Origin of the sequence: Agarivorans litoreus (assembly GCF_019649015.1) — a bacterium.
In the GTDB taxonomy this organism is placed as follows: domain Bacteria; phylum Pseudomonadota; class Gammaproteobacteria; order Enterobacterales; family Celerinatantimonadaceae; genus Agarivorans; species Agarivorans litoreus.
In genome coordinates this window covers 2,061,687-2,082,171 of the sequence record NZ_BLPI01000001.1, presented here as the reverse complement: position 1 = coordinate 2,082,171, position 20,485 = coordinate 2,061,687, and the positions used below count along the sequence as shown (strand labels likewise).

Annotated in this window: 19 protein-coding genes; 13 read left to right on the top strand and 6 right to left on the bottom strand. The window is 47.2% G+C overall.

Features of this window, described 5'->3' with window-relative positions; all coding sequences use genetic code 11:
* Nucleotides 1-20 precede the first annotated feature (20 nt).
* The 3 genes from K5L93_RS09630 (at nt 21) to K5L93_RS09620 (ending at nt 2,200) form a co-directional block, all read left to right on the top strand.
* Nucleotides 21-356 carry a hypothetical protein gene (locus K5L93_RS09630; protein WP_220719580.1) on the top strand — a complete coding sequence of 112 codons (336 nt, stop codon included), beginning with the start codon at nt 21-23 and terminating at the stop codon, nt 354-356.
* Between the two features lie 13 nt (nt 357-369).
* The gene (locus tag K5L93_RS09625; RefSeq protein ID WP_220719578.1) at nt 370-681 is read left to right on the top strand and encodes a hypothetical protein; all 312 of its coding nucleotides are present in this window, start codon (nt 370-372) and stop codon (nt 679-681) included.
* 172 nt (nt 682-853) lie between these two features.
* Nucleotides 854-2,200: an HD-GYP domain-containing protein gene (locus tag K5L93_RS09620; protein WP_220719577.1), complete on the top strand. Its 1,347-nt coding sequence runs from the start codon at nt 854-856 to the stop codon at nt 2,198-2,200.
* On the opposite strand, the gene K5L93_RS09615 is transcribed toward K5L93_RS09620, so the two are convergent.
* The 6 genes from K5L93_RS09615 to K5L93_RS09590 form a co-directional block, all read right to left on the bottom strand.
* The gene (locus K5L93_RS09615) at nt 2,201-4,126 is read right to left on the bottom strand and encodes a propionyl-CoA synthetase (RefSeq protein ID WP_281422545.1); all 1,926 of its coding nucleotides are present in this window, start codon (nt 4,124-4,126) and stop codon (nt 2,201-2,203) included.
* A 43-nt stretch (nt 4,127-4,169) separates the two neighbouring features.
* Nucleotides 4,170-5,348, bottom strand: a complete 1,179-nt coding sequence (prpF, locus tag K5L93_RS09610) for a 2-methylaconitate cis-trans isomerase PrpF (RefSeq protein WP_220719575.1) — start codon at nt 5,346-5,348, stop codon at nt 4,170-4,172.
* An 8-nt stretch (nt 5,349-5,356) separates the two neighbouring features.
* On the bottom strand, nt 5,357-7,945 hold the full coding sequence (gene acnD / locus K5L93_RS09605) for a Fe/S-dependent 2-methylisocitrate dehydratase AcnD (RefSeq protein WP_220719574.1): 2,589 nt from the start codon (nt 7,943-7,945) through the stop codon (nt 5,357-5,359).
* A gap of 61 nt (nt 7,946-8,006) precedes the next feature.
* Nucleotides 8,007-9,134 (bottom strand): bifunctional 2-methylcitrate synthase/citrate synthase, encoded by a 1,128-nt coding sequence (gene prpC / locus K5L93_RS09600; protein ID WP_220719573.1) that lies wholly within the window; start codon nt 9,132-9,134, stop codon nt 8,007-8,009.
* 128 nt (nt 9,135-9,262) lie between these two features.
* The gene (gene prpB, locus K5L93_RS09595; protein WP_220719572.1) at nt 9,263-10,147 is read right to left on the bottom strand and encodes a methylisocitrate lyase; all 885 of its coding nucleotides are present in this window, start codon (nt 10,145-10,147) and stop codon (nt 9,263-9,265) included.
* Nucleotides 10,147-10,890, bottom strand: a complete 744-nt coding sequence (locus tag K5L93_RS09590; protein WP_220719571.1) for a GntR family transcriptional regulator — start codon at nt 10,888-10,890, stop codon at nt 10,147-10,149. Before K5L93_RS09590 ends, prpB begins: the two co-directional genes overlap by 1 nt.
* A 760-nt stretch (nt 10,891-11,650) precedes the next feature.
* Here K5L93_RS09590 and K5L93_RS09585 point away from each other — a divergent pair.
* From K5L93_RS09585 to K5L93_RS09540, 10 genes are all read left to right on the top strand, one after another.
* On the top strand, nt 11,651-11,935 hold the full coding sequence (locus tag K5L93_RS09585; RefSeq protein ID WP_016400030.1) for a hypothetical protein: 285 nt from the start codon (nt 11,651-11,653) through the stop codon (nt 11,933-11,935).
* Between the two features lie 169 nt (nt 11,936-12,104).
* Nucleotides 12,105-12,857, top strand: coding sequence for a bifunctional demethylmenaquinone methyltransferase/2-methoxy-6-polyprenyl-1,4-benzoquinol methylase UbiE (gene ubiE / locus K5L93_RS09580; RefSeq protein ID WP_016400028.1), 753 nt, complete (start codon nt 12,105-12,107; stop codon nt 12,855-12,857).
* Between the two features lie 9 nt (nt 12,858-12,866).
* The gene (locus tag K5L93_RS09575) at nt 12,867-13,466 is read left to right on the top strand and encodes a ubiquinone biosynthesis accessory factor UbiJ (RefSeq protein ID WP_220719570.1); all 600 of its coding nucleotides are present in this window, start codon (nt 12,867-12,869) and stop codon (nt 13,464-13,466) included.
* Complete coding sequence (ubiB, locus tag K5L93_RS09570; RefSeq protein ID WP_220719568.1) at nt 13,463-15,091, top strand: ubiquinone biosynthesis regulatory protein kinase UbiB; 1,629 nt, start codon at nt 13,463-13,465, stop codon at nt 15,089-15,091. The genes K5L93_RS09575 and ubiB overlap by 4 nt, the downstream gene beginning before the upstream one ends.
* A 45-nt stretch (nt 15,092-15,136) precedes the next feature.
* Nucleotides 15,137-15,373 carry a Sec-independent protein translocase subunit TatA gene (gene tatA, locus K5L93_RS09565; RefSeq protein ID WP_016400025.1) on the top strand — a complete coding sequence of 79 codons (237 nt, stop codon included), beginning with the start codon at nt 15,137-15,139 and terminating at the stop codon, nt 15,371-15,373.
* Nucleotides 15,374-15,375: 2 nt separating this feature from the next.
* Nucleotides 15,376-15,759: a Sec-independent protein translocase protein TatB gene (tatB, locus tag K5L93_RS09560; RefSeq protein WP_220719566.1), complete on the top strand. Its 384-nt coding sequence runs from the start codon at nt 15,376-15,378 to the stop codon at nt 15,757-15,759.
* Nucleotides 15,760-15,762: 3 nt separating this feature from the next.
* Nucleotides 15,763-16,503, top strand: coding sequence for a twin-arginine translocase subunit TatC (gene tatC, locus K5L93_RS09555; protein WP_016400023.1), 741 nt, complete (start codon nt 15,763-15,765; stop codon nt 16,501-16,503).
* Nucleotides 16,481-17,290 (top strand): TatD family hydrolase, encoded by an 810-nt coding sequence (locus K5L93_RS09550; protein WP_246615028.1) that lies wholly within the window; start codon nt 16,481-16,483, stop codon nt 17,288-17,290. Before tatC ends, K5L93_RS09550 begins: the two co-directional genes overlap by 23 nt.
* 175 nt (nt 17,291-17,465) lie before the next feature.
* Nucleotides 17,466-18,380, top strand: a complete 915-nt coding sequence (locus K5L93_RS09545) for a hypothetical protein (RefSeq protein ID WP_220719564.1) — start codon at nt 17,466-17,468, stop codon at nt 18,378-18,380.
* The gene (locus K5L93_RS09540; RefSeq protein WP_220719562.1) at nt 18,377-20,320 is read left to right on the top strand and encodes a methyl-accepting chemotaxis protein; all 1,944 of its coding nucleotides are present in this window, start codon (nt 18,377-18,379) and stop codon (nt 20,318-20,320) included. Before K5L93_RS09545 ends, K5L93_RS09540 begins: the two co-directional genes overlap by 4 nt.
* The last annotated feature ends 165 nt before the right edge of the window (nt 20,321-20,485 follow it).

Sequence of the window (20,485 nt, the reverse complement as noted above, 5' to 3'; positions counted from 1 at the left end):
CATTTTTCTAGGAGCGAAATTTGAGCTTTGAGACATTACCATTACATGATGCTTTGCTAGGCCGGATAGAAATAGACTGGGACACTGCTTTGGTCTGGTTAGACTTGCAAGCATTTAGCGAAGTGTCGGAATCCGCATTACCTTACTGTTTGCTGTTTCGAGTCGTTACTGACTTCCGGTACTCTAGAATCAACGAGTGGGGACCTTCTAATTCTATACTTGATGCAAAAATGCTTGGAGACGAATACCACATACAAATGCAAAGCGGTGACAGCATTTTTATAAAGGCGAGTGGTTATGAGTTTCGGCCAACTAACAAAATCAAAACCAATGAACTTCTGGTTCTTGGCAATTAGGACTGTTTGTTAAATGAAGAAACTAAATAGCACCATAAAGTTTCTCGCTATTTTACTTTACGGTTATTTTGTTTTGTATCAGCTATACGGTGCAGGTGTTTACGGAGAGATCGCCGCAAGAGGAGTAAGCCCAGATCTTGAATCAAGTCCATTTAAGTTTTGGTTGGTCGTTTCTGTATATATTCTGATTTTAGCTGTAGTTCTGTTATTGCTTGGTTTGAACATTGGTGGGGATATAAATCGTAGATTCAAAAAGCATGGTGGAAGTTATAATTTGAAAACTGCCCTACATGTCTTTAGCGACGTTTTTGGTAAAGATAAATAGTAAGCCGTAAAGCTTCAAACGCCAGTATAGGTTTGGCATTGCTTTAGCCATTTCAAAGTCGCCTCCTTAAGGCGGCGTCATTGTTAACTCTCTTATTGTTGGATTTGTCATATTTGACAAATCCTTCCTACAATTAAGTTAATTGTTACTATGGTTATGCTAGGAGATCATCATGGAATATTCCGCGGCATTAAGTGTTGATTTGCGACAAATGATTATCGCTATTGAAACGGCGGTATCCTTAGTGGGCATGAATGATACTAATCATGGTAAGCGAGTGGGTTACATTGCTAGCCAAATCGGTCACAACTTGGGCTTTAGTGATGCAGATCTTCAATACGCTTTCGATTTTGGACTGTTGCATGATTGCGGCGTATCTACCGAGCAAATGCACTCAAGCTTAGTGAATCACTTTGATTGGGAAGAGGCAAACATTCACTGCAATATTGGTTATCAACTGCTTAAGCCGTTTGAACCTTTGGCTAAATTCGCCACGCCAATTCTCTATCACCACACCGCTTGGAGTGATCTACCAAGTGTCAACATCAGCCCCTATGACGCGCGCATGGCTAATTTGATTTACCTCGCTGATCGTATCGATGTTCTCGCGGCTGGCCATTATGAAACAGATATCCTCATTGCCAAACAACAGGTGGTTCGCACCATAGTTGGTTATTCTGGTAGTTATTTTGATCCGGAGTTGGTGCAAGCTTTTCAATCGGTTGAGCGTTCAGAGGCGTTTTGGATAGCCTTAGAAAACAGGCATATCAGTCGTTATGCTTGGGATATGGGCAGAGTCACCAGCAAGCGCTTTTTAACTTGGCCTCAGGTTAAACAGCTATCGATGATCATGGCTTATATTGTTGATCAAAAGAGTCCGTTCACCGCTCAGCATTCTTTGCGCGTGGCCGAATTGGCCAAGTTCATCGCAGGATGTTATGGCCTCTCTGCGGAGCAGTGTGACAAGGTGGAAATAGCAGGTTTATTGCATGATTTAGGCAAACTTCATACCCCCGACAACATTTTAGAAAAGGCTGGGCCACTTAATGATGTAGAGCGGGCGATCATGAATCAGCATAGTTATGAAACTTATGAAATATTACGCCATATCGATGGTTTAGGTGAAGTTGCTCGCTGGGCTGCCTATCATCATGAAGGCATCAATGGTGCGGGTTATCCCTTCCACCCTAAAAAAAGTGAACTTTGTCTTGAGGCGCGAATTATTGCTGTGGCCGACATTTTTCAAGCTTTAGTACAAAGGCGCCCCTATCGTGAGGGTATGAAGCAAGAGGCGGTGCTCAGCATTTTGAGTGAATTAGGCGATTCCGGCAAGTTGGACAAAGAAGTCGTGAAGCTAGTAACACAGCGCGCAGCTGACTGCTATCAATATGCCTTGGGTGAATCGGCCGAAAGTGCTCAAGCTTATTTGGATGGCTTGGTATATCAGGACTTAAGCTTAAGGTCATCGACAGGAGAGGGAGTCAAAAGCAGCCCTTGGGCTGCTACTGATTCTCGCTGATCAAATCATCGTTCTGCCTTGGCGCATCAGCTCTTCAATCTCGCCTAAACTGGCTGGGTCGTCGATGGTGGACGGGATGGCGTATTCTTCGCCGTCGGCCAGTTGGCGCAGGGTGCGGCGGAGGATTTTGCCGGAGCGGGTTTTAGGCAAACGCTGCACGATAATGGCTTGTTTAAAGCATGCGAGAGGGCCAATTTCATTACGTACTTTTTGTACCAGCTCTTTGGATACCTCTTGCTCACTTTGTTGCACGCCGTCTTTAAGCACCACTAAGCCAAAGGGCACTTGGCCTTTTAGGTCGTCGTGGCTGCCAATTACCGCACACTCGGCTACGGCGGGGTGGGCGCCAACCACTTCTTCCATTTCACCGGTTGATAAGCGGTGACCTGCCACGTTAATTACATCGTCGATCCGGCCCATTACAAACAGGTAATCATCTTCATCAATGTATCCGCCATCACCAGAGACATAGTAACCGGGGAACTGTTTTAAATAGGCCGATTCAAACCTCGCTTGGTCTCCCCAAACGGTAGGCAAACAACCAGGCGGAAGCGGCAGTTTTATGGCGATAAAGCCTTGTGCCATTGGGCCACACTCGTCGCCCATTTCATCTAAAATAGTAACTTGGTAGCCGGGTAGGGCTTTGGTGGCGCTGCCGGCTTTTACAGGCATACGCTCTAAGCCCAGAGGGTTACCGGCAATGGCCCAGCCGGTTTCGGTTTGCCACCAATGGTCGGTTACTGGCTTGTCAGTTTTGTTGATGGTCCATTCTAATGTTGGTGGGTCTAAACGTTCGCCCGCCATGAAGATGTCTTGCAGCTGGCTTAGGTCGTAGTCTTTAACCAACGCGCCATCGGGATCTTCTTTTTTAATCGCGCGAAAGGCAGTGGGGGCGGCAAACAATACTTTTACTTTGTGCTCGCTAGCAACCCGCCAAAATGCGCCAGCATCGGGAGTGCGCACTGGTTTGCCTTCGTACAAGATGGTGGTGCAGCCGTAAATTAGCGGAGCGTAAACGATGTAAGAGTGACCCACTACCCAGCCTACATCGGAGGCCGCCCAAAATACATCACCGGGTTTTACGTTGTACACCGCTTGCATCGAGTAGTTCATCGCAACCGCGTGGCCGCCGTTATCGCGCACTACGCCTTTGGGTTTGCCGGTGGTGCCAGAGGTATACAAAATGTATAGCGGATCGGTGGCGTCTACTGGCACGCAATCAGCCGGCTCAGCTTGCTGTTGCAGTGCTTGCCAATCTAGATATTGCTGATTAAATTCAACCGCTTGCTGAGGGCGTTGCCATACTAATACTGGGGTAGTCATCTGTTGGCTTTGCTCTAAAGCTAGGCTTACCATGGGCATGTAGTTGATGACTTTGGCGCCTTCCAGCCCGCAGCTGGCGGTAAGAATTACTTTAGGTTGGGCGTCGTCTATGCGCACTGCCAACTCTTGCGCAGCAAAGCCACCAAATACTACCGAGTGAATCGCTCCAAGGCGTGCACAAGCTAGCATGGCGATGGCAGCTTGAGGGATCATTGGCATATACAGCACCACTCGGTCGCCTTTAGTGACGCCTTGAGCAGCTAACATGCCAGCGGTACTGGCAACTTCATCACGCAATTGTGCGTAAGTGAATTGTTGTTTTTGTTCGGCTACTGGCGAGTCATAAATAAGCGCGGTTTGTTCCGCTCGGCCATTTTCACAATGGTAATCCAGCGCCAAATACGCGGTGTTCATGCTGCCGCCTTTAAACCAGCGATAATTGCCGTGTTCATCTTGGCTAAGTGCTTGTTCGGGTGGGCTATACCAAGCCAGTTGTTGGGCTTGCTCTAACCAAAACTGTTCGGGTTGCTGTTTGGCGTAGTCTGCTTGTTGCTGATAACTCATAATATGCTCCTCGTCCCTAAGCTGTTTACCACTTGGCAAGGGGAATTTTTTATTAGGCTTTTCTTCGGTTACCTTAGGTAACTTAAAAGCTGTTGCTGGGCACGCGTACCCAACCTTCCATTAGTATTCTGGCGCTGCGACTCATGCTTACTTTGGTCACTTGCCATTGCTGGTTAACTTGTTGAGCTTGTGCGCCAACTTTAAGGCTGCCCGAGGGGTGGCCAAAACGTACTACCTCGCGTTCGCCGCCGCCAGCGGCTTGATTTACCAAAGTGCCGGGAATAGCTGCCGCTGTGCCTATGGCTACTGCTGCGGTACCCATCATGGCGTGGTGTAACTTACCCATAGATAAAGCGCGTACACATAAATCGTTGTCTTCTGCTTTAATCTGTTTGCCGCTGGAACTCTGATAGTTTTGCGACTTGGCAACAAAGGCGACTTTGGGTGTATGTTGGCGTTGAGCGGCTTGTTCCAGTGAGTCAATTAAGCCCATTTTGAGGGCGCCATGGGCGCGAATGCTTTCAAACATGGCTAAGGCTTTTTCATCATTATTAATGTCTTCTTGTAGCTCTACACCGCTGTAACCAAGCTGCTTGGCATCAACAAAAATCGTAGGGATACCTGCGTTAATCATGGTGGCTTGCAGGCTACCAATTCCCGGAACCTCTAATTGTTCGCATAAGTTACCAGTAGGAAATAAGGCCCCTTCGCCATCGGCAGGGTCAATGAAGTCAATTTGCACTTCGGCAGCCGGGAAGGTCACGCCGTCTAATTCAAAATCGCCACACTCTTGCACTTCACCATTAAGCATAGGTACATGAGCAACAATGGTTTTTTGAATATTAGCTTGCCAAATGTGGATGCTGGCAAGGCCATTTTGCGGCAGAGAAGCGGCATCTACCAAGCCTGCGTTTATTGCAAAAGCGCCCACAGCAGCGGTTAAGTTGCCGCAGTTGCCACTCCAATCTACAAAGGCCTTGTCGATAGCAACTTGGCCAAACAGGTAATCGACATGGTGATTAGGCTGCTGGCTTTTCGCTAGAATTACCGTTTTGCTGGTGCTGGAGGTAGCACCGCCCATGCCATCAATTTGCTTGGCGTAAGGGTCGGGGCTGCCAATTACTCGCAACAACAAGTTATCACGTGCCTCACCAGCTTGCTGCGCAGCTTTGGGCAGGTCATCAAGTTTAAAAAACACCCCTTTACTGGTGCCGCCACGCATATAAGTGGCAGCAATGCGTTGTTGCTTAATCTGGCTCATGCTGCCTCCTATTGGCTATTTTCAAGAAAGTCTTGAGCGAAGCGCTGTAATACTCCACCGGCTTGATAAACCGAGACTTCTTCGGCGGTGTCTAAGCGACAAACTACCGGTAAGTCGATGCGTTCGCCGCTGGTGCGAGTAATCACTAAAGTAAGCAATTCGCCCGGTGCAGGTGTACCAATTACATCGAAGGTTTCGCTGCCATCTATGCGGTAGCTATGGCGGTTGTTACCCTTGGTAAATTCCAGCGGTAATACACCCATACCCACTAAATTGGTGCGGTGAATTCTCTCGAAGCCTTCGGCCACAATTACCTCAACGCCTGCAAGGCGCACCCCTTTGGCCGCCCAGTCGCGAGACGAGCCTTGGCCGTAATCAGCGCCAGCCACAATGATTAATGGTTGCTTACGCTGCATGTAGGTTTCTATGGCCTCCCACATACGCATTACTTCGCCTTCGGGCTCAACTCTCGCTAGAGAGCCTTGCTTAACCTTGCCGCTTTCTTTCACCATTTCGTTGAACAGTTTAGGGTTGGCAAAGGTGGCGCGTTGTGCAGTTAAATGGTCACCGCGGTGAGTGGCGTAGGAGTTAAAGTCTTCTTCCGGTAAACCCATCTTATCGAGATAAGCGCCAGCAGCGCTGTCTAGCATAATCGCGTTCGACGGGGATAAATGATCGGTGGTGATGTTATCCCCCAATACCGCCAATGGGCGCATGCCTCGTAAACTTCGCTCGCCTGCCAAAGCTCCTTCCCAGTAGGGAGGGCGGCGAATATAGGTGCTTTGGGGGCGCCATTCATAGAGAGGAGAACTGGCACTGCCATAATCGACTTTTAGGTCGAACATTGGTTGGTACACTTGGCGAAATTGCTCGGGTTTAACGCTTTGCTTAACTACTGCATCTATTTCTTCATCACTTGGCCAAATATCTTTTAGGGTAATCGGCTTACCTTGGCTATCGTGGCCTAATGCGTCTTTTTCAATATCAAAACGAATAGTGCCGGCAATGGCATAAGCCACAACCAAAGGTGGCGATGCTAAAAAGGCTTGTTTGGCGTAGGGGTGAATACGGCCGTCGAAGTTACGATTGCCCGATAGCACCGCGGTGGCGTAGAGGTCTCGCTCAATCACTTCTTGCTGAATCTTAGGATCGAGCGCACCACTCATGCCGTTACAGGTAGTACAGGCAAACCCCACAATGCCAAAACCCAGTTGTTCTAGCTCGGCCAATAAATTAGCGTCCTCTAAGTACAGTTGTACTGCTTTTGAGCCAGGTGCCAGGGAGGTTTTCACCCATGGTTTGCGGCTTAAACCCATTTGATTGGCTTTACGCGCTAATAAACCTGCGGCAATAACGTTGCGTGGGTTAGAGGTATTGGTACAGCTGGTGATAGCAGCAATAATACAGGCGCCGTCGGGCATTATGCCGTCAAGCTGTGGTACTGGTGAAGCAATGCCTTGGCTAGCTAAATCGCTGGTGGCTACCCGACGATGTGGATTAGACGGTCCTGCGATATTGCGGCCAACGCTGGATAGGTCGAAGTGTAACACGCGTTCGTATTCGGCCTGTTGTAAGTCATCTGCCCATAGGCCAGTGGTTTTGGCGTAGTTTTCTACTAAGGCTACTTGATCGGCCTCTCGCCCTGTGAGTTTGAGGTAGTCGAGAGTATTGTTGTCGATGTAAAACATGGCTGCGGTTGCGCCAAACTCGGGAGTCATGTTGGAGATAGTGGCGCGGTCGCCCAAGCTTAGCTGCGCAGCCCCCTCACCATAAAACTCTAAGTAGCTGGACACTACTCCTTGCTCACGTAAGAACTCGGTAATGGCCAGTACAATGTCGGTGGCAGTAATGCCAGCTTGGCGCTGGCCAGTTAGTTCTACGCCAATGATGTCGGGTAAACGCATGTAAGATGCGCGCCCAAGCATTACGTTTTCGGCTTCTAAACCGCCCACGCCAATAGCAATTACCCCCAAAGCATCTACGTGCGGAGTATGGCTGTCGGTACCCACTAATGTATCGGGAAAGGCCACACCATCACGCGCTTGAATCACCGGCGACATTTTCTCGAGGTTGATTTGGTGCATGATGCCGTTACCTGGCGGAATCACATCTACATTTTCAAAGGCGGTTTTACACCAGTTGATAAAATGGAAGCGGTCGTCATTGCGGCGATCTTCAATTGCGCGGTTTTTTTCAAAGGCATCAGCTTCAAAGCCGGCATGCTCTACCGCCAAGGAGTGGTCAACAATTAGCTGGGTAGGCACCACAGGGTTTACCTTGGCGGGATCGCCGCCTTTATCGGCAATGGCATCTCGCAAGCCTGCTAAATCGACCAGGGCGGTTTGGCCAAGAATGTCGTGGCAGACTACGCGAGCTGGGTACCACGGAAAGTCTAAGTCGCGTTTGCGCTTAATGATTTGGCTAAGCGCAGCATTGAGTTGCTCGGGGGGGCAGCGGCGTACCAGGTTTTCGGCCAGCACCCGCGAGGTATAAGGCAGGCCAGCGTAGGCACCAGCTTGAATGGCTTCTACTGCCGCGCGAGTATCAAAATAGTCGAGTTGGCTATTGGCTAGAGGTTTGCGGTATTCGGTATTCATAAGCGTTTCCACAGCAAAAAGGGAAGGCAGTGGAGCACCGGGCTCCACTTACTGGCAAAAACTAGTCGCGCTGCTCAAGCGGTACATAGCTGCGAGGCTCGCTACCGGTGTAGTCGGCGCTGGGGCGAATAATCCGGTTATTTGCACGCTGTTCCATAATATGTGCAGCCCAGCCGCTTACCCGTGAGCAAACAAAAATTGGCGTAAACAGTGGCGTGGGAATATTCATGAAGTGGTAAGCGCTGGCATGGAAAAAGTCTGCATTACAAAACAGTTCTTTTTCGCGCCACATTACCGCTTCTACTCGCTCGGATACGGCATAAAGGTGCTGATCGCCAGTGGCTTCGCTTAACTTTTTCGACCAGGCTTTAATCAGCGCGTTGCGTGGATCGCTGGTGCGATAAATGGCATGACCAAAACCCATGATTTTGTCTTTGCGGGCTAACATGGCCATGATTTCAGTTTCAGCTTGTTCAGCGCTGGTCCAATTTTCAATCATTGCCATGGCGGCCTCATTGGCGCCACCATGTAGTGGCCCGCGTAAGGCACCAATCGCACCCGAAACAGCAGAGTGAATATCCGACAGAGTGGAAGCAATCACTCGGCCAGTAAAGGTGGAGGCGTTAAATTCATGCTCAGCGTATAAAATCAGTGAGCATTGCATTACTTGTTCGTGGAGTGGATCGGCAGGTTGGCCATGCAATAATTCTAAGAAATGCCCAGCAATAGACTTAGCCGAACTTTGGGTGGAGATACGCACGCCGTGGTGACTAAAGCGATACCAGTAACAGATAATGCCCGGCAAGGTCGCTAATAAACGGTCAGTGTGTTGCTGTTGCTCTGCAAAGCTGGCTTCGGTTTCTAAGTTACCCAGCATAGAAACCCCAGTACGCATAACATCCATTGGGTGAGCATCTGCGGGAATAAGCTCTAATACCGCTTTAAGCGCATCGGGCAACTCACGTAGATTGTGCAAGGTGTCGTGATACGCAGCTAGTTGGTCGCGATTAGGTAGCTCGCCTTGAAATAACAAATAAGCCACTTCTTCAAAGGTCGCTTGCTCGGCCAACTCACTGATATCGTAACCACAATAGGTAAGCCCAGAACCACTTTGGCCAACTGTACATAATTTGGTTTCGCCTGCGCTCTGGCCTCGTAAGCCTGCGCCTCCTAAAGCTTTTTGTACCATGATGTTCTCCTTCATTCCTTTGGTTAACAAGCGTGGCGTCTGATGCGCGTATTTTTGGCTTGTTAATAGTGGCTTAGCCGCTAAATCTTGGTTTGGCTGGCTAAGTCCGTTCACGTAGTTGGGGTTTATTAATCCTGCTTAAATAATTGGTCTAGTTTTTGTTCGTAGTCGTGGTAGCCCAAGTAGTCATAGAGCTCTGCGCGGGTTTGCATGCTGTTAACAACATCACGCTGGTGGCCATTTTCACGTAAGCTACGATATACATTTACTGCGGCTTGGTTCATTGCTCTAAAGGCCGATAGTGGGTAAAGCACCATATCTACACCTACACTCGCTAGCTCTTCGCCACTAAATAATGGGGTTTGGCCAAACTCAGTAATATTGGCCAAAATCGGCACTTTTACTGCGTCGGCAAATTGTTGGTATTGCTCAAGCGTGAGCATGGCTTCGGGGAAGATCATATCGGCGCCAGCTTCAACATATTGGCAAGCGCGTTCAATAGCACCTCCCATGCCTTCTATTTGCAGGGCGTCGGTGCGGGCCATTACCACAAATTCTGGATCAACGCGGGCATCTACTGCGGCTTTAATACGGTCAACCATTTCTTGGCTAGAAACAATGGCTTTATTGGGGCGGTGGCCACAGCGTTTTTGCGCAACTTGGTCTTCCATGTGCACGGCGGCGGCATCGGAGCGGATCATTTCTTTTACGGTGCGAGCAATATTAAATGCGCCGCCAAAACCTACATCTATGTCTACCAGCAAGGGTAAATCACAGGCGGCGGTAATTCGGCGAACATCTTCTAGCACGTCATTCATGGTAGTAATGCCAAGATCGGGTAAACCGTATGAGGCATTGGCAATTCCGCCACCTGAGAGGTAAATAGCTTGGTGGCCTTCGCGCTGTGCCATCATGGCGCAGTAGGGGTTAATAGTGCCAACAATTTGTAATGGGTTTTGTTGGCTTACCGCTTGGCGAAAGCGTGCGCCGGGCGAGAGTTTTGAGCTGCTCATTAGTTCACTCCTTGAATTTGATTTGCCGAAGCGGTGGCTTCTAAGCTTTGGTCGGTCTGGGTATTTGGGTGGTGTTGTTCTATGGCTTTGCGTGCGCGAGCAATGTGGCGACGCATCAGTAATTCGGCGAGTTCACCATCACGATCGGCTAGTGCTTGCCAAATCGCCCAGTGTTCCTTTAAGGCGCGCTCTGGGCGCGAAACTTGTTTGGCGGCTTGATAGCGATACATGCGCAGTAAATGATAGAGCTCATCACATAGCAGATTCACTAAGCGTTGGTTCGCGCTGCCTTTAATGATCAGATAGTGAAAATCGAAATCACCTTGTTGTTCAAAATAGGCTTTACCTTGGTGTTGTTGCAGGTAACTTTGATGGTGTTCAAGTAAGGTTTTTAACTCTTCAAGTTGAATTGTCGACAATTGCTCTGCAGCTAAGCGACAAGCCATACCCTCTAGTGCTTCGCGCACCGAGTAAATATCTAACAGTTGCTGCTGGTTTAGTTGCACCACTCGAGCGCCAACGTGTGGTACTCGTTCAACCAATCCCATTCCTTGTAATTTAAGGATTGCTTCGCGCAACGGGCCTCTGCTAACACCGTAATGCCTTGCTAATTCTGGCTCAGAGATCTTTTGCCCTTGAGCTATTTGGCCGCTCACTATGGCTTCAATTAAGGTATCGCTTAAGTTCTGCGAGAGTAAATTCTGTTTGTCGCTGAGCGATTTGCTGGGGCTAAGTTGAGACATGTACTGGTTACACTCAGGTTGCTTGAATGTTGCACAGTGTAGATCGTATGTTGCGCTCCGATCAAATTATTGTCGACAATTTTTGCTTATACTTTAGTTTAATGGCCTTAAAAAGCCTGTTTAAGCAGGGTTTTGTTTACAAAATACGAGTGGGGAGTGAGATTGTTAACAATCTTTGGCGTCAGTTAAATGGGGATTAGTTAACTAATGTGTAATTGAGCTATTCCTTAGTGGTGGTGACGTTCCAGCTATCATTACGCTATGCCAGCAAGGGTTTTAATTAACGCGTATTGTCTTCATTTCTCTTATCAAACTAGTAAATCAAGCTAACTGCCAATCACTAGATTAATTGTAATTTAAAATAAGATTTTTAGTGTTTTAATCTGAAATAATCGTTTGTTTTTAGTAGATATTCTGCTGCTTAAAGCGCTGACAAAAAACTTAAAAAAATGTTTATTAAGCAGCTTGTTACTTGAGCAAGCTCACGCTATGTTATGTGTTCAATCTCTTACTGCTTAGGTCGAGGCAACAATGAAACATTGTTTATGTTCAGCATATCGCTCAGCCCGACTTCTGTCTTTTATCTCGGTTCGCGTTGGTCACATTAAACCCGCGATGCGAAATGCAAGGCTATGCAGCTAATTTAAGATTGAGTTACCTACCAATTTTACCCGAGCTGCGAAGTGTCGCAGTGAAGGAATTCTAAATTTACACCCTATCTTAACTGTGTCACTTCGCTCTCTATCAAGGAGAACGAGACATGATGTCACTTAAAATTCGCGTACTAAGCTTTACTGTAGAGTTGTTATTGCGCTACCAAGCACATTTAGAGGTCCAGCAATGGCTTAAGCAACAACGCCAACAAAGCTGGCGAGTAGAGGGTATAAACGCCCACATTGCTAAAGATATTGGTGCCGATCCCGATGGTCGATTTAGAGCCAAAGTTAAACAAGCCGAGCCAGCCACTAAAGCCAAAGAGCTTAAGCAGCAAACTAGCCACAAAGCTTGGCGCACACGACAGAAAACTGTAAAAATAGAGACGTAAACTAAGCGCCCTGTGGGGCGCTTTTTGTTTATTCTTCCGTGTTTTTAAGAGTTCACCGAGGCTGAAGCACTCATTTTTTTACAAAATCTATAAGCGATTTCTCGCAAGTGTTGGAGCATTAGCTCAGCTACAGTACACTAGCGACACACCGCATAAGTAGGAAGCAAACATGAGCGCTGAGCAAGACACTACCCATTTTGGCTATAAAACCGTTAATCGCGATGAAAAGGTAAACCTTGTCGCTGATGTATTTCATTCGGTTGCCGCCAAATACGACGTAATGAATGACCTTATGTCGGGTGGTATTCACCGTTTATGGAAGCGTTTCACTATTGATTGTAGCGGCGTTCGCCCTGGTCAAAAAGTGTTAGATTTGGCTGGTGGAACCGGCGATTTAACCGCTAAGTTCTCACGTATTGTGGGCAGTAAAGGCGAGGTGGTATTAGCCGATATTAATGACTCGATGCTCAAAATGGGCCGCAGCAAATTGCGTGATAAAGGTATCGTAGGCAATGTGCGCTATGTTCAAGCCAATGCCGAAGCCCTGCCATTTCCTGATAATACTTTTGATGCGATCACCATTAGCTTTGGCCTGCGTAACGTTACCGATAAAGACGCTGCATTGCGTTCTATGTATCGCGTATTAAAACCTGGCGGACGTTTGCTGGTGCTAGAGTTCTCGAAGCCAGAGCTTGAAGCGGTGAGCAAAGTCTATGACGCCTATTCTTTCCATTTATTACCTAAAATGGGCCAGCTGATTGCCAATGATGCCGAGAGCTATCAATACTTGGCGGAATCTATTCGTATGCACCCTGACCAAGACACGCTGAAAGAGATGATGCAGCAAGCGGGTTTTGAAGGTGCGGAATATTACAATTTAACCGGTGGTGTAGTTGCGCTGCATCGTGGTTATAAGTTTTAAGAGGCCGCTATGCCCTTATCGTCTTTAATTAGTGCTGGTGTAGAAGCCCTCAGCAACCAAGTATTGGCGCTGGATGAATCCAGTGAAGCGCGCCGTGGCCAATTAGCGGGTAAAGTGTTAGCGATTAAAATAACGCCGCTACCGTGTTTTTACTTCGTGATTAGCGAACAGCAGCTGGATGTGCTTAATCAATATGAGGCAGAGCCCGATTGCAGTTTAAGCATGTCGTTGTTTACCTTGGCGGAGTTAAAACAAGCCGACAAAATCCCTAGTTTAATTAAACAAGATAAGTTGCAACTCGAAGGTGACATTAAACTTGCTCAACAGTTTGCCGATTTGTTTTTGCAGCTAGACCCAGATTTTGAAGAGAAACTATCGCAGCGCATTGGCGATGTGGCCGCTTACCAAGTGGTGTCTAAAAGTCGCACGGTGGCGCAAGTGCTTAAAAGTGTATTGAATAAAACTCCAGCAAAGATAAATGAAATAGCCAGTGAAGAATGGGGTTTGCTGGTGGGGCAATTGGAATACCAAAGCTGGCAGCAGCAAGTTCAAGCCATGAGTAAGGATCTCGATAAACTAGCCTTGCGCATTGAGGGTTTAAGTAAATGACGCCCAAGGAGTTTGCGCGCTTTCGTCAAATAAACCGCACCCTTTGTCGTTATGGTATCGACCAACTGTTACCTAAGCGTTTTTGGCCTTGGCCGCTACGTTTACTGCGCAGTATGGTGTTTTGGTGGCGTAATCAGCATAAAAATGACTCTGCCGGTGCCCGTATCCGCATGGCGATGGAAGAGTTAGGGCCAGTATTCATAAAATTTGGCCAAATGATGTCGACCCGTCGCGACTTGTTACCGCCCGATATCGCCGATGAGCTAGCTTTGCTGCAAGACCAAGTGTCTCCGTTTTCTGGCGAGCTAGCTAAACAACAAATTGAGTTGGCTTTAGAGCGCCCTATTGACGAGCTGTTTGATGACTTTGAAATGCAGCCCTTGGCATCGGCCTCTATTGCCCAAGTACATACCGCCACCTTAAAAGAAAATGGCCAAGAGGTGGTGCTTAAAGTTATTCGCCCTGGCATTGAGCGAACTATTCTCTCAGACATTGCCTTAATGCAGCGGGTTGCTGGCTTCTTTGCCCTATTTTTTGCTGATGGTCGCCGCTTGCGTCCAAAAGAAGTGGTAGAAGAATACCGAAAAACCATTGTTGATGAATTAGATCTAGCGCGCGAAGCTTCTAACGCTATTCAGCTACGCCGTAATTTTACTGACGCAAAAGAGCTGTATGTTCCAGAGGTGTACAGTGATCATTGCCGCAAGACCTTGTTGGTTATGGAACGTATTTACGGTATCCCTGTTGCCAACATTGATGAGTTAACAGCGCAAAACACCAATATGAAACTATTGGCTGAGCGTGGTGTGGAAGTGTTCTTTACTCAGGTATTCAGAGACAGCTTTTTCCATGCGGATATGCATCCAGGGAATATTTTTGTATCACGCGAGCACCCAGAAGACCCGCAATACATAGGTATTGATTGTGGCATTGTGGGCACCTTGAATAAGGAAGATCAGCGCTATTTAGCAGAAAACTTTTTGGCATTTTTTAATCGCGATTATCACAAGGTGGCCCAGTTACATGTAGATTCTGGTTGGGTGCCAGCAGATACCAAAGTGGAAGAGTTTGAGGCTGCAATTCGCACCGTGTGTGAGCCTATTTTTGCCAAGCCGCTATCAGAGATTTCCTTTGGTCACGTACTATTGAATTTGTTTAATACAGCGCGTCGCTTCAATATGGAAGTTCAGCCGCAGTTGGTATTGTTACAGAAAACCTTGTTATACATAGAAGGTTTAGGGCGTCAGCTTTATCCAGAATTGGATTTGTGGGCAACCGCTAAACCCTTTTTAGAACGTTGGATGCGCAAACAAGTGGGGCCAGAGGCAGTATTTACTGCCTTTAAAGAAAAGGCGCCTTACTGGTTGGAAACGCTGCCGCATTTACCAGAGTTGGTTTATGATAACCTGCAATTGGCAAAGCAACAGCAGCTTAAGTTTCAGCAATTTACCGCACAGTATTTGCAGCAACAAAAACAGCGCCAGCGTAGTTTAATTTTAGCCTTGGCAGCCGCTTCAAGTTTGATTTCGGCAGCTTTGCTTTACCCAAGTTTACCGATGGTATCGATAGCCTTGGCAATAAGTAGTGGGTTTGTTGGGTTAATGAGTTGGCGACAACTAAAATAGATATATAGCCATTGTGGCTAAGCAGAATAGGAAAAGGAAAAACAGATGGGTGGAATTAGTATTTGGCAACTGTTGATCGTAGCGGTAATTGTGGTGTTGCTATTTGGAACCAAAAAACTGCGTAACATGGGTGGAGACCTAGGTTCTGCAGTAAAAGGTTTTAAAAATGCCATGAACGACGATGAAAGCAAAACGGCTGAAAAATCTACACCAGAACAACTTGCTCAAAACAAAGAGCAAGCTGAAGAAACCGCTAAAAGCAAAGACCAACAGCAAGGCTAAGCATGTTTGATATTGGGTTTTGGGAGTTAATCCTTATCTCGGTGATGGGCTTAGTGATACTTGGCCCTGAACGCTTGCCAGGCGCTATTCGTAGTGTGTTGGCGGTGGTGCGTAAGGTAAAGCAGTCGGTGTCTTCGGTAACTACCGAGCTTAAGCAGGAGCTTGAGCTAGACGAGCTTCACCAAAACCTTAAAAAAGCCGAGCAGCAAGGTCTTGAGTCGCTTAATGGTGATTTAAGTGAATCTTTCGAAACCTTAAAAGCCCGCGCCGAATCGGTGACTCGCCCTTATCAAAAGAGTGCACCAGAGCAAAATCAACACGAGGCCGACACGGTAACTATGCCCAGTGATCCGCCACCTGAATCCAGCCAAGAAGATAAAAAATAAGCTATGAGTGACGCCCCTGCGCAGCCCTTAATTGAGCATTTAGTTGAGTTACGCAATCGCTTGTTACGTGGAGTATTGGCTTGTTTGCTAATTTTTCTCTGCCTAGTGTATTTTGCTAACGACATTTACGCTTTGCTCGCCGAGCCTTTGTTAAGCGTAATGCCAGAAAACGCCAGCATGATTGCTACCGATGTTGCTGCGCCGTTTTTTACCCCGATAAAACTAACTTTGGTGGCTTCGGTATTTTTAGCCATGCCCTATTTGTTAGCGCAAGCTTGGGGCTTTATTGCACCGGGTTTGTATCAGCACGAGCGCAAGCTGCTAATCCCCTTAGTGTTTGGCTCAGGCTTGTTGTTTTACGCAGGCGTGGCGTTCGCCTTTTATGTGGTATTTCCACTGGCATTTGCTTTTTTTACTGCGGTAGCACCAGAGGGTGTAACCATTGCTACCGACATCTCCAACTATTTGGATTTTGTACTTAAGCTGTTTTTTGCTTTTGGTTTAGCCTTTGAAATTCCCATCGCTACCATGTTGTTATGCTGGTCGGGAGCCACCACGCCTGAAAAGCTGCGCAGCAAGCGCCCATACGTAATTGTGGGGGCCTTTGTGGTGGGCATGTTGCTAACCCCACCAGATGTTATTTCACAAACCTTGTTGGCGTTGCCAATGTGGTTGCTGTTTGAAGTGGGATTGTTCTTTGCGCGCTTTTATGTGCGTAAAGATGACGAAGAAGCGCAAGCTTAGCGCGCCCATGTTTGATATTGCACTAAACCTTACTAGCTCGCAGTTTGATAAAGACCGTGATGAAGTGATCGCTCGCGCCCAACAAGCCGGGGTAAACGGCATGTTGTTGCTGGCTAGCGATATGAATGAAAGCCTCGCGGTTAGCGAGTTGGCTTTGCAGTGGCCTGGCCTGTGTTATGCCACCGCAGGTGTGCACCCTCATGATGCAAAGTCGGTAACTATTGAGCAATTACAACAGCTTAAACCTTTGCTTGCACAACCACAGGTGCTGGCAGTGGGGGAATGTGGCTTAGATTTCAACCGTGACTTTTCGCCGCGCCCGCAGCAAGAAGCCATTTTTGAGGCCCAGCTAGCTTTAGCTGCCGAGTTGAACATGCCGGTGGTAATGCATGAACGTGATGCCCATCAACGCTTTATCGATATTCTCACTCCTTGGCGAGATAAGCTTCCCGGTGCAGTGTTGCACTGTTTTACCAGTGATAAAGCCGCACTTACAGCGTGTTTAGATTTAGACTTATATATTGGTATCACAGGCTGGGTATGTGATGAACGCCGTGGTGAAGACCTGCAACAGCGCGTAACCGAGATCCCTAACAATCGCTTATTGCTAGAAACCGACGCCCCTTATTTGTTACCTCGCGATTTGCGCCCAAAGCCGAAAAGCCGTCGTAACGAACCTTGCTATTTACCCCACATCTATCAAAAAGTCGCTGGTTTGCGCGAGCAAACGGTGGCCGATTTACAGCTGCACACTCAGCAGAACATAAAACGCTTATTCAATCTCTAAGCTGATATAAGTCATTCAATTGTCGTCTTTTTATGACTAACATCATTTGTTGGTTTGGCTCTTGCTTGGCTTTATTCTTAAAAGCTTTCTATGCTTGAAAGATAAAACTGAAACTCATCGTAAGCCTTAATCAATTTGGCTATGAATAGCAGCTCAGGGAAGAGAAAAAACTTTGATGATTTTATCACTTATTGTTAAGCCGTGGCGTAGTGTGTGGGTGTGTTTGTTATTGATAAGCCCTAGTAGCTTCGCGGCGATTGTAAATAACAACCACTTGTTTCAAAAAACGCAGTTTATTAGCGGGCAATTGCAGGCCATTCGCTCAGCCAAAGATTTAAGTGAATTGCAGAGCGAACCACAGATATTTGCCGATAAATTAGCAGTGCATTTGGTGTTTAAAACTCGTCAGCTAAGTGCTTTGGCTGCTAGCTTATTAAGTTCGCAAGGTTTAAACCCAATCGAGTCGAAGCCAGTGGCTTATAGTGTCATTCGCCCACGCAGTGTAATGCCTTATCTAGAGGAATTAGAGCAACAATTGAGTCAAGTGATGACTAAGTTGGGTGTGCCTGCAGGGCCAGAAGTGGAGCGACCATTGGGGAAATCGGTTAACGATGTGTATCAACAGTTGGTGCTCATCGAGTACCTGTTTGAAGGTTTGGTCGAGCGAGATTCACTGCAAGACTTAGCCAACAACCTCAACAAAACCCAAGCAGAACTGCTACTTATTAGCCAAGCCCGAGAACTACCTTTGCAGTTTTCCAGTGAGCTGAGTGTTAGCGGCAGAGAGCTAACAGATGTAAACATTGTTGCCTTGCAATCTTGGTATTTGCTCGAAAGACTGTTTCGCCAACTGGCTATTGAACCGAGTAAACCGGGGCGTTTGCCTGCCGGCGAGTCTAGTGCTTATCAACTGGTGGATACCAGCGTGAATATACTGGCCGAGCTACATCGCGCTAAAACCATTTTACAAATAGAAAAAGACAGCTCGCCCAAGCAAGTAAACGCCTATTCCGATGCTAATCAGGCTTATGCTGCTTTTGTAAGCTTACGCAGTGGTTTGTTGGTAATGGTAGGAGCGGCAGCCTTATGATGGACAAATTAAACCTAAGCCAAAAAATTGCGCTTATCCCAGTGGGCATAGTGTTGCTGCTTGCGCTGATGCTGTGGAATAGCCATTACTCGCTTAGTGGCGTAGAGCAACAAGCGGTAGAATTCTCCGCTAGGGTTGAGCCTAGCGCTCGCTTAGCTGGTGAGCTGTCGGTGAATGCTTTGCAGCGTTTGGTTCTGCAATCGCGCTATAGCCAAACAGAAGACCCGCGTTTGTTGCAGCAATACCAGCAGTTGGCAGAGCAAGCCCAAGCTTTGGTTAAGAGTCCTTATTTGGCAGCCTTTAATAATGGGGAGAAAATAACCAGCAACAGCCAATTGTTGGATCAGCACTTTGCCGAAGAATTGGTGCCTTTGTTAGCCGAGGTGAGTAGCTTCGAGAACACCGTGCTGCGCCAACTAGTGCCGCAAGCTTTAGCCAAAACATCGGATATTCATGCCACCTTAGATCTTCTTAACTCGGGGCGCTTACCTGCCTTAACCGTGAGTTTAGCGAATCATATTCAAGCGGCATCTATCGGATTAATGAGTCACTTAAATCGCCGTGATAGCCGCAGTAAAGATCAGTTTTACTTGGAGTTGTTTGGCGCAGAAAATGATCTTATCGATTTGAAAAAGGGCTTAAACAGAGAGCACCACAAAGCGTGGATTGTTGAAGTAGAACAGTATGTGGGCCAGTTTGCCGTCGCCGCTAACAGCATTTTTGAATTGCTGGAAGAACAACAACTACTGATGGACGATTTGCTTAACCCCGCCGCTGAACAAGTGGTGCAGGGCGCCGGCGATAGCCAGCAAACACAATGGCAAATTTTGGGAGAATCTAGCCAAGCCATTGCTCAGCAGCTGCACCAAACTGCGCGCACAAGCTTGGCTTTTGGTGTATCAATTGTATTTATTTCATTGTTGCTTGCATGGGTGATTACCCGACTCATTCGCCAACCTGTGGTTACCATGGTGCAAGCCATGCAGGCGATTGCCCAAGGAGATGGGGATTTAACCCAGCGTTTAAAAGTTAAAGGTAAAGATGAACTAGCCCAGCTGGCGGCGGCATTTAATCAATTTATTGAGTTGCTGCAAGGTACGGTTACCAGCATTAACCAGCATGTTGCCACCTTGAATGAAGCGGCCAATCAGCTAAACCAGTTGGCCCAGCAATCTAAGGGGCAAGTAGGCCAGCAGCAGCAAGTTGTTGCAGAAGTAAGCCAGCATATTGGCAGCTTGTCACAAGGTTTTAATGAAGTGGCCAATCATGTACGTAATGCCGATCAGTCGGCAATTGCGATTGATGAAGCGTCGATGCAAGGAAATACCCTGACTCAATCGGCTACCAATGAAATTAAGCACTTGGTGAGCCAAGTAGATACAGCCTCGGTAGATATGCGTGAATTAGCGCAAAACAGTAAAAACGCCAGCAAAATCTTAGAAGTGATTAACGGCATTGCCGAACAGACTAACCTGTTGGCGCTTAATGCTGCGATTGAGTCTGCGCGCGCTGGTGAACATGGCCGTGGTTTTGCGGTAGTTGCCGATGAGGTGCGCAACTTAGCTAAGCAAACCCGTGGTTCAACCGATCAAATCGAACAGATGATGAGTGACTTAGTGAAAGGCGCCGAGAAAACCGAGGAGCAAATGCAACAAGGCAAAGTGCAAGCTAATACCAGTTTTGAACTGATGTCAGAAATGCAGCACTCAGTAGAGAAAACTCATCAATTAGTAAGCGACATCACCCGTTTGCTTGATGATGTAAGTGCGGCTTGTGATGCACAGTTATCAACTTCTGAAACAGTGGTTAGTGAGATGCAAGACATTGAATCGGCAGCTCAAATGAGCTTAGAAGGTACCGAACAAACCGCAGAGCAAGCCAAAAAAGTAGGCCAACTAAGTAGCCTTATTCAAGCCAGTATCGCTAACTTTAAAGTGTAACAGTTTAACCAAGGGAAGCTTGTTTCGCGTCTCCCTTGGTTTTTACTATTAATCTGGTCTGTCACAATTATTTCTTATTTTTTATTTCCTACTTTATGAAAATGTTTTCGATTCATTTTGAAAGCCTTTTCTGATCTTCTCGCTAGTTTAATCTTTCTCTTTTTG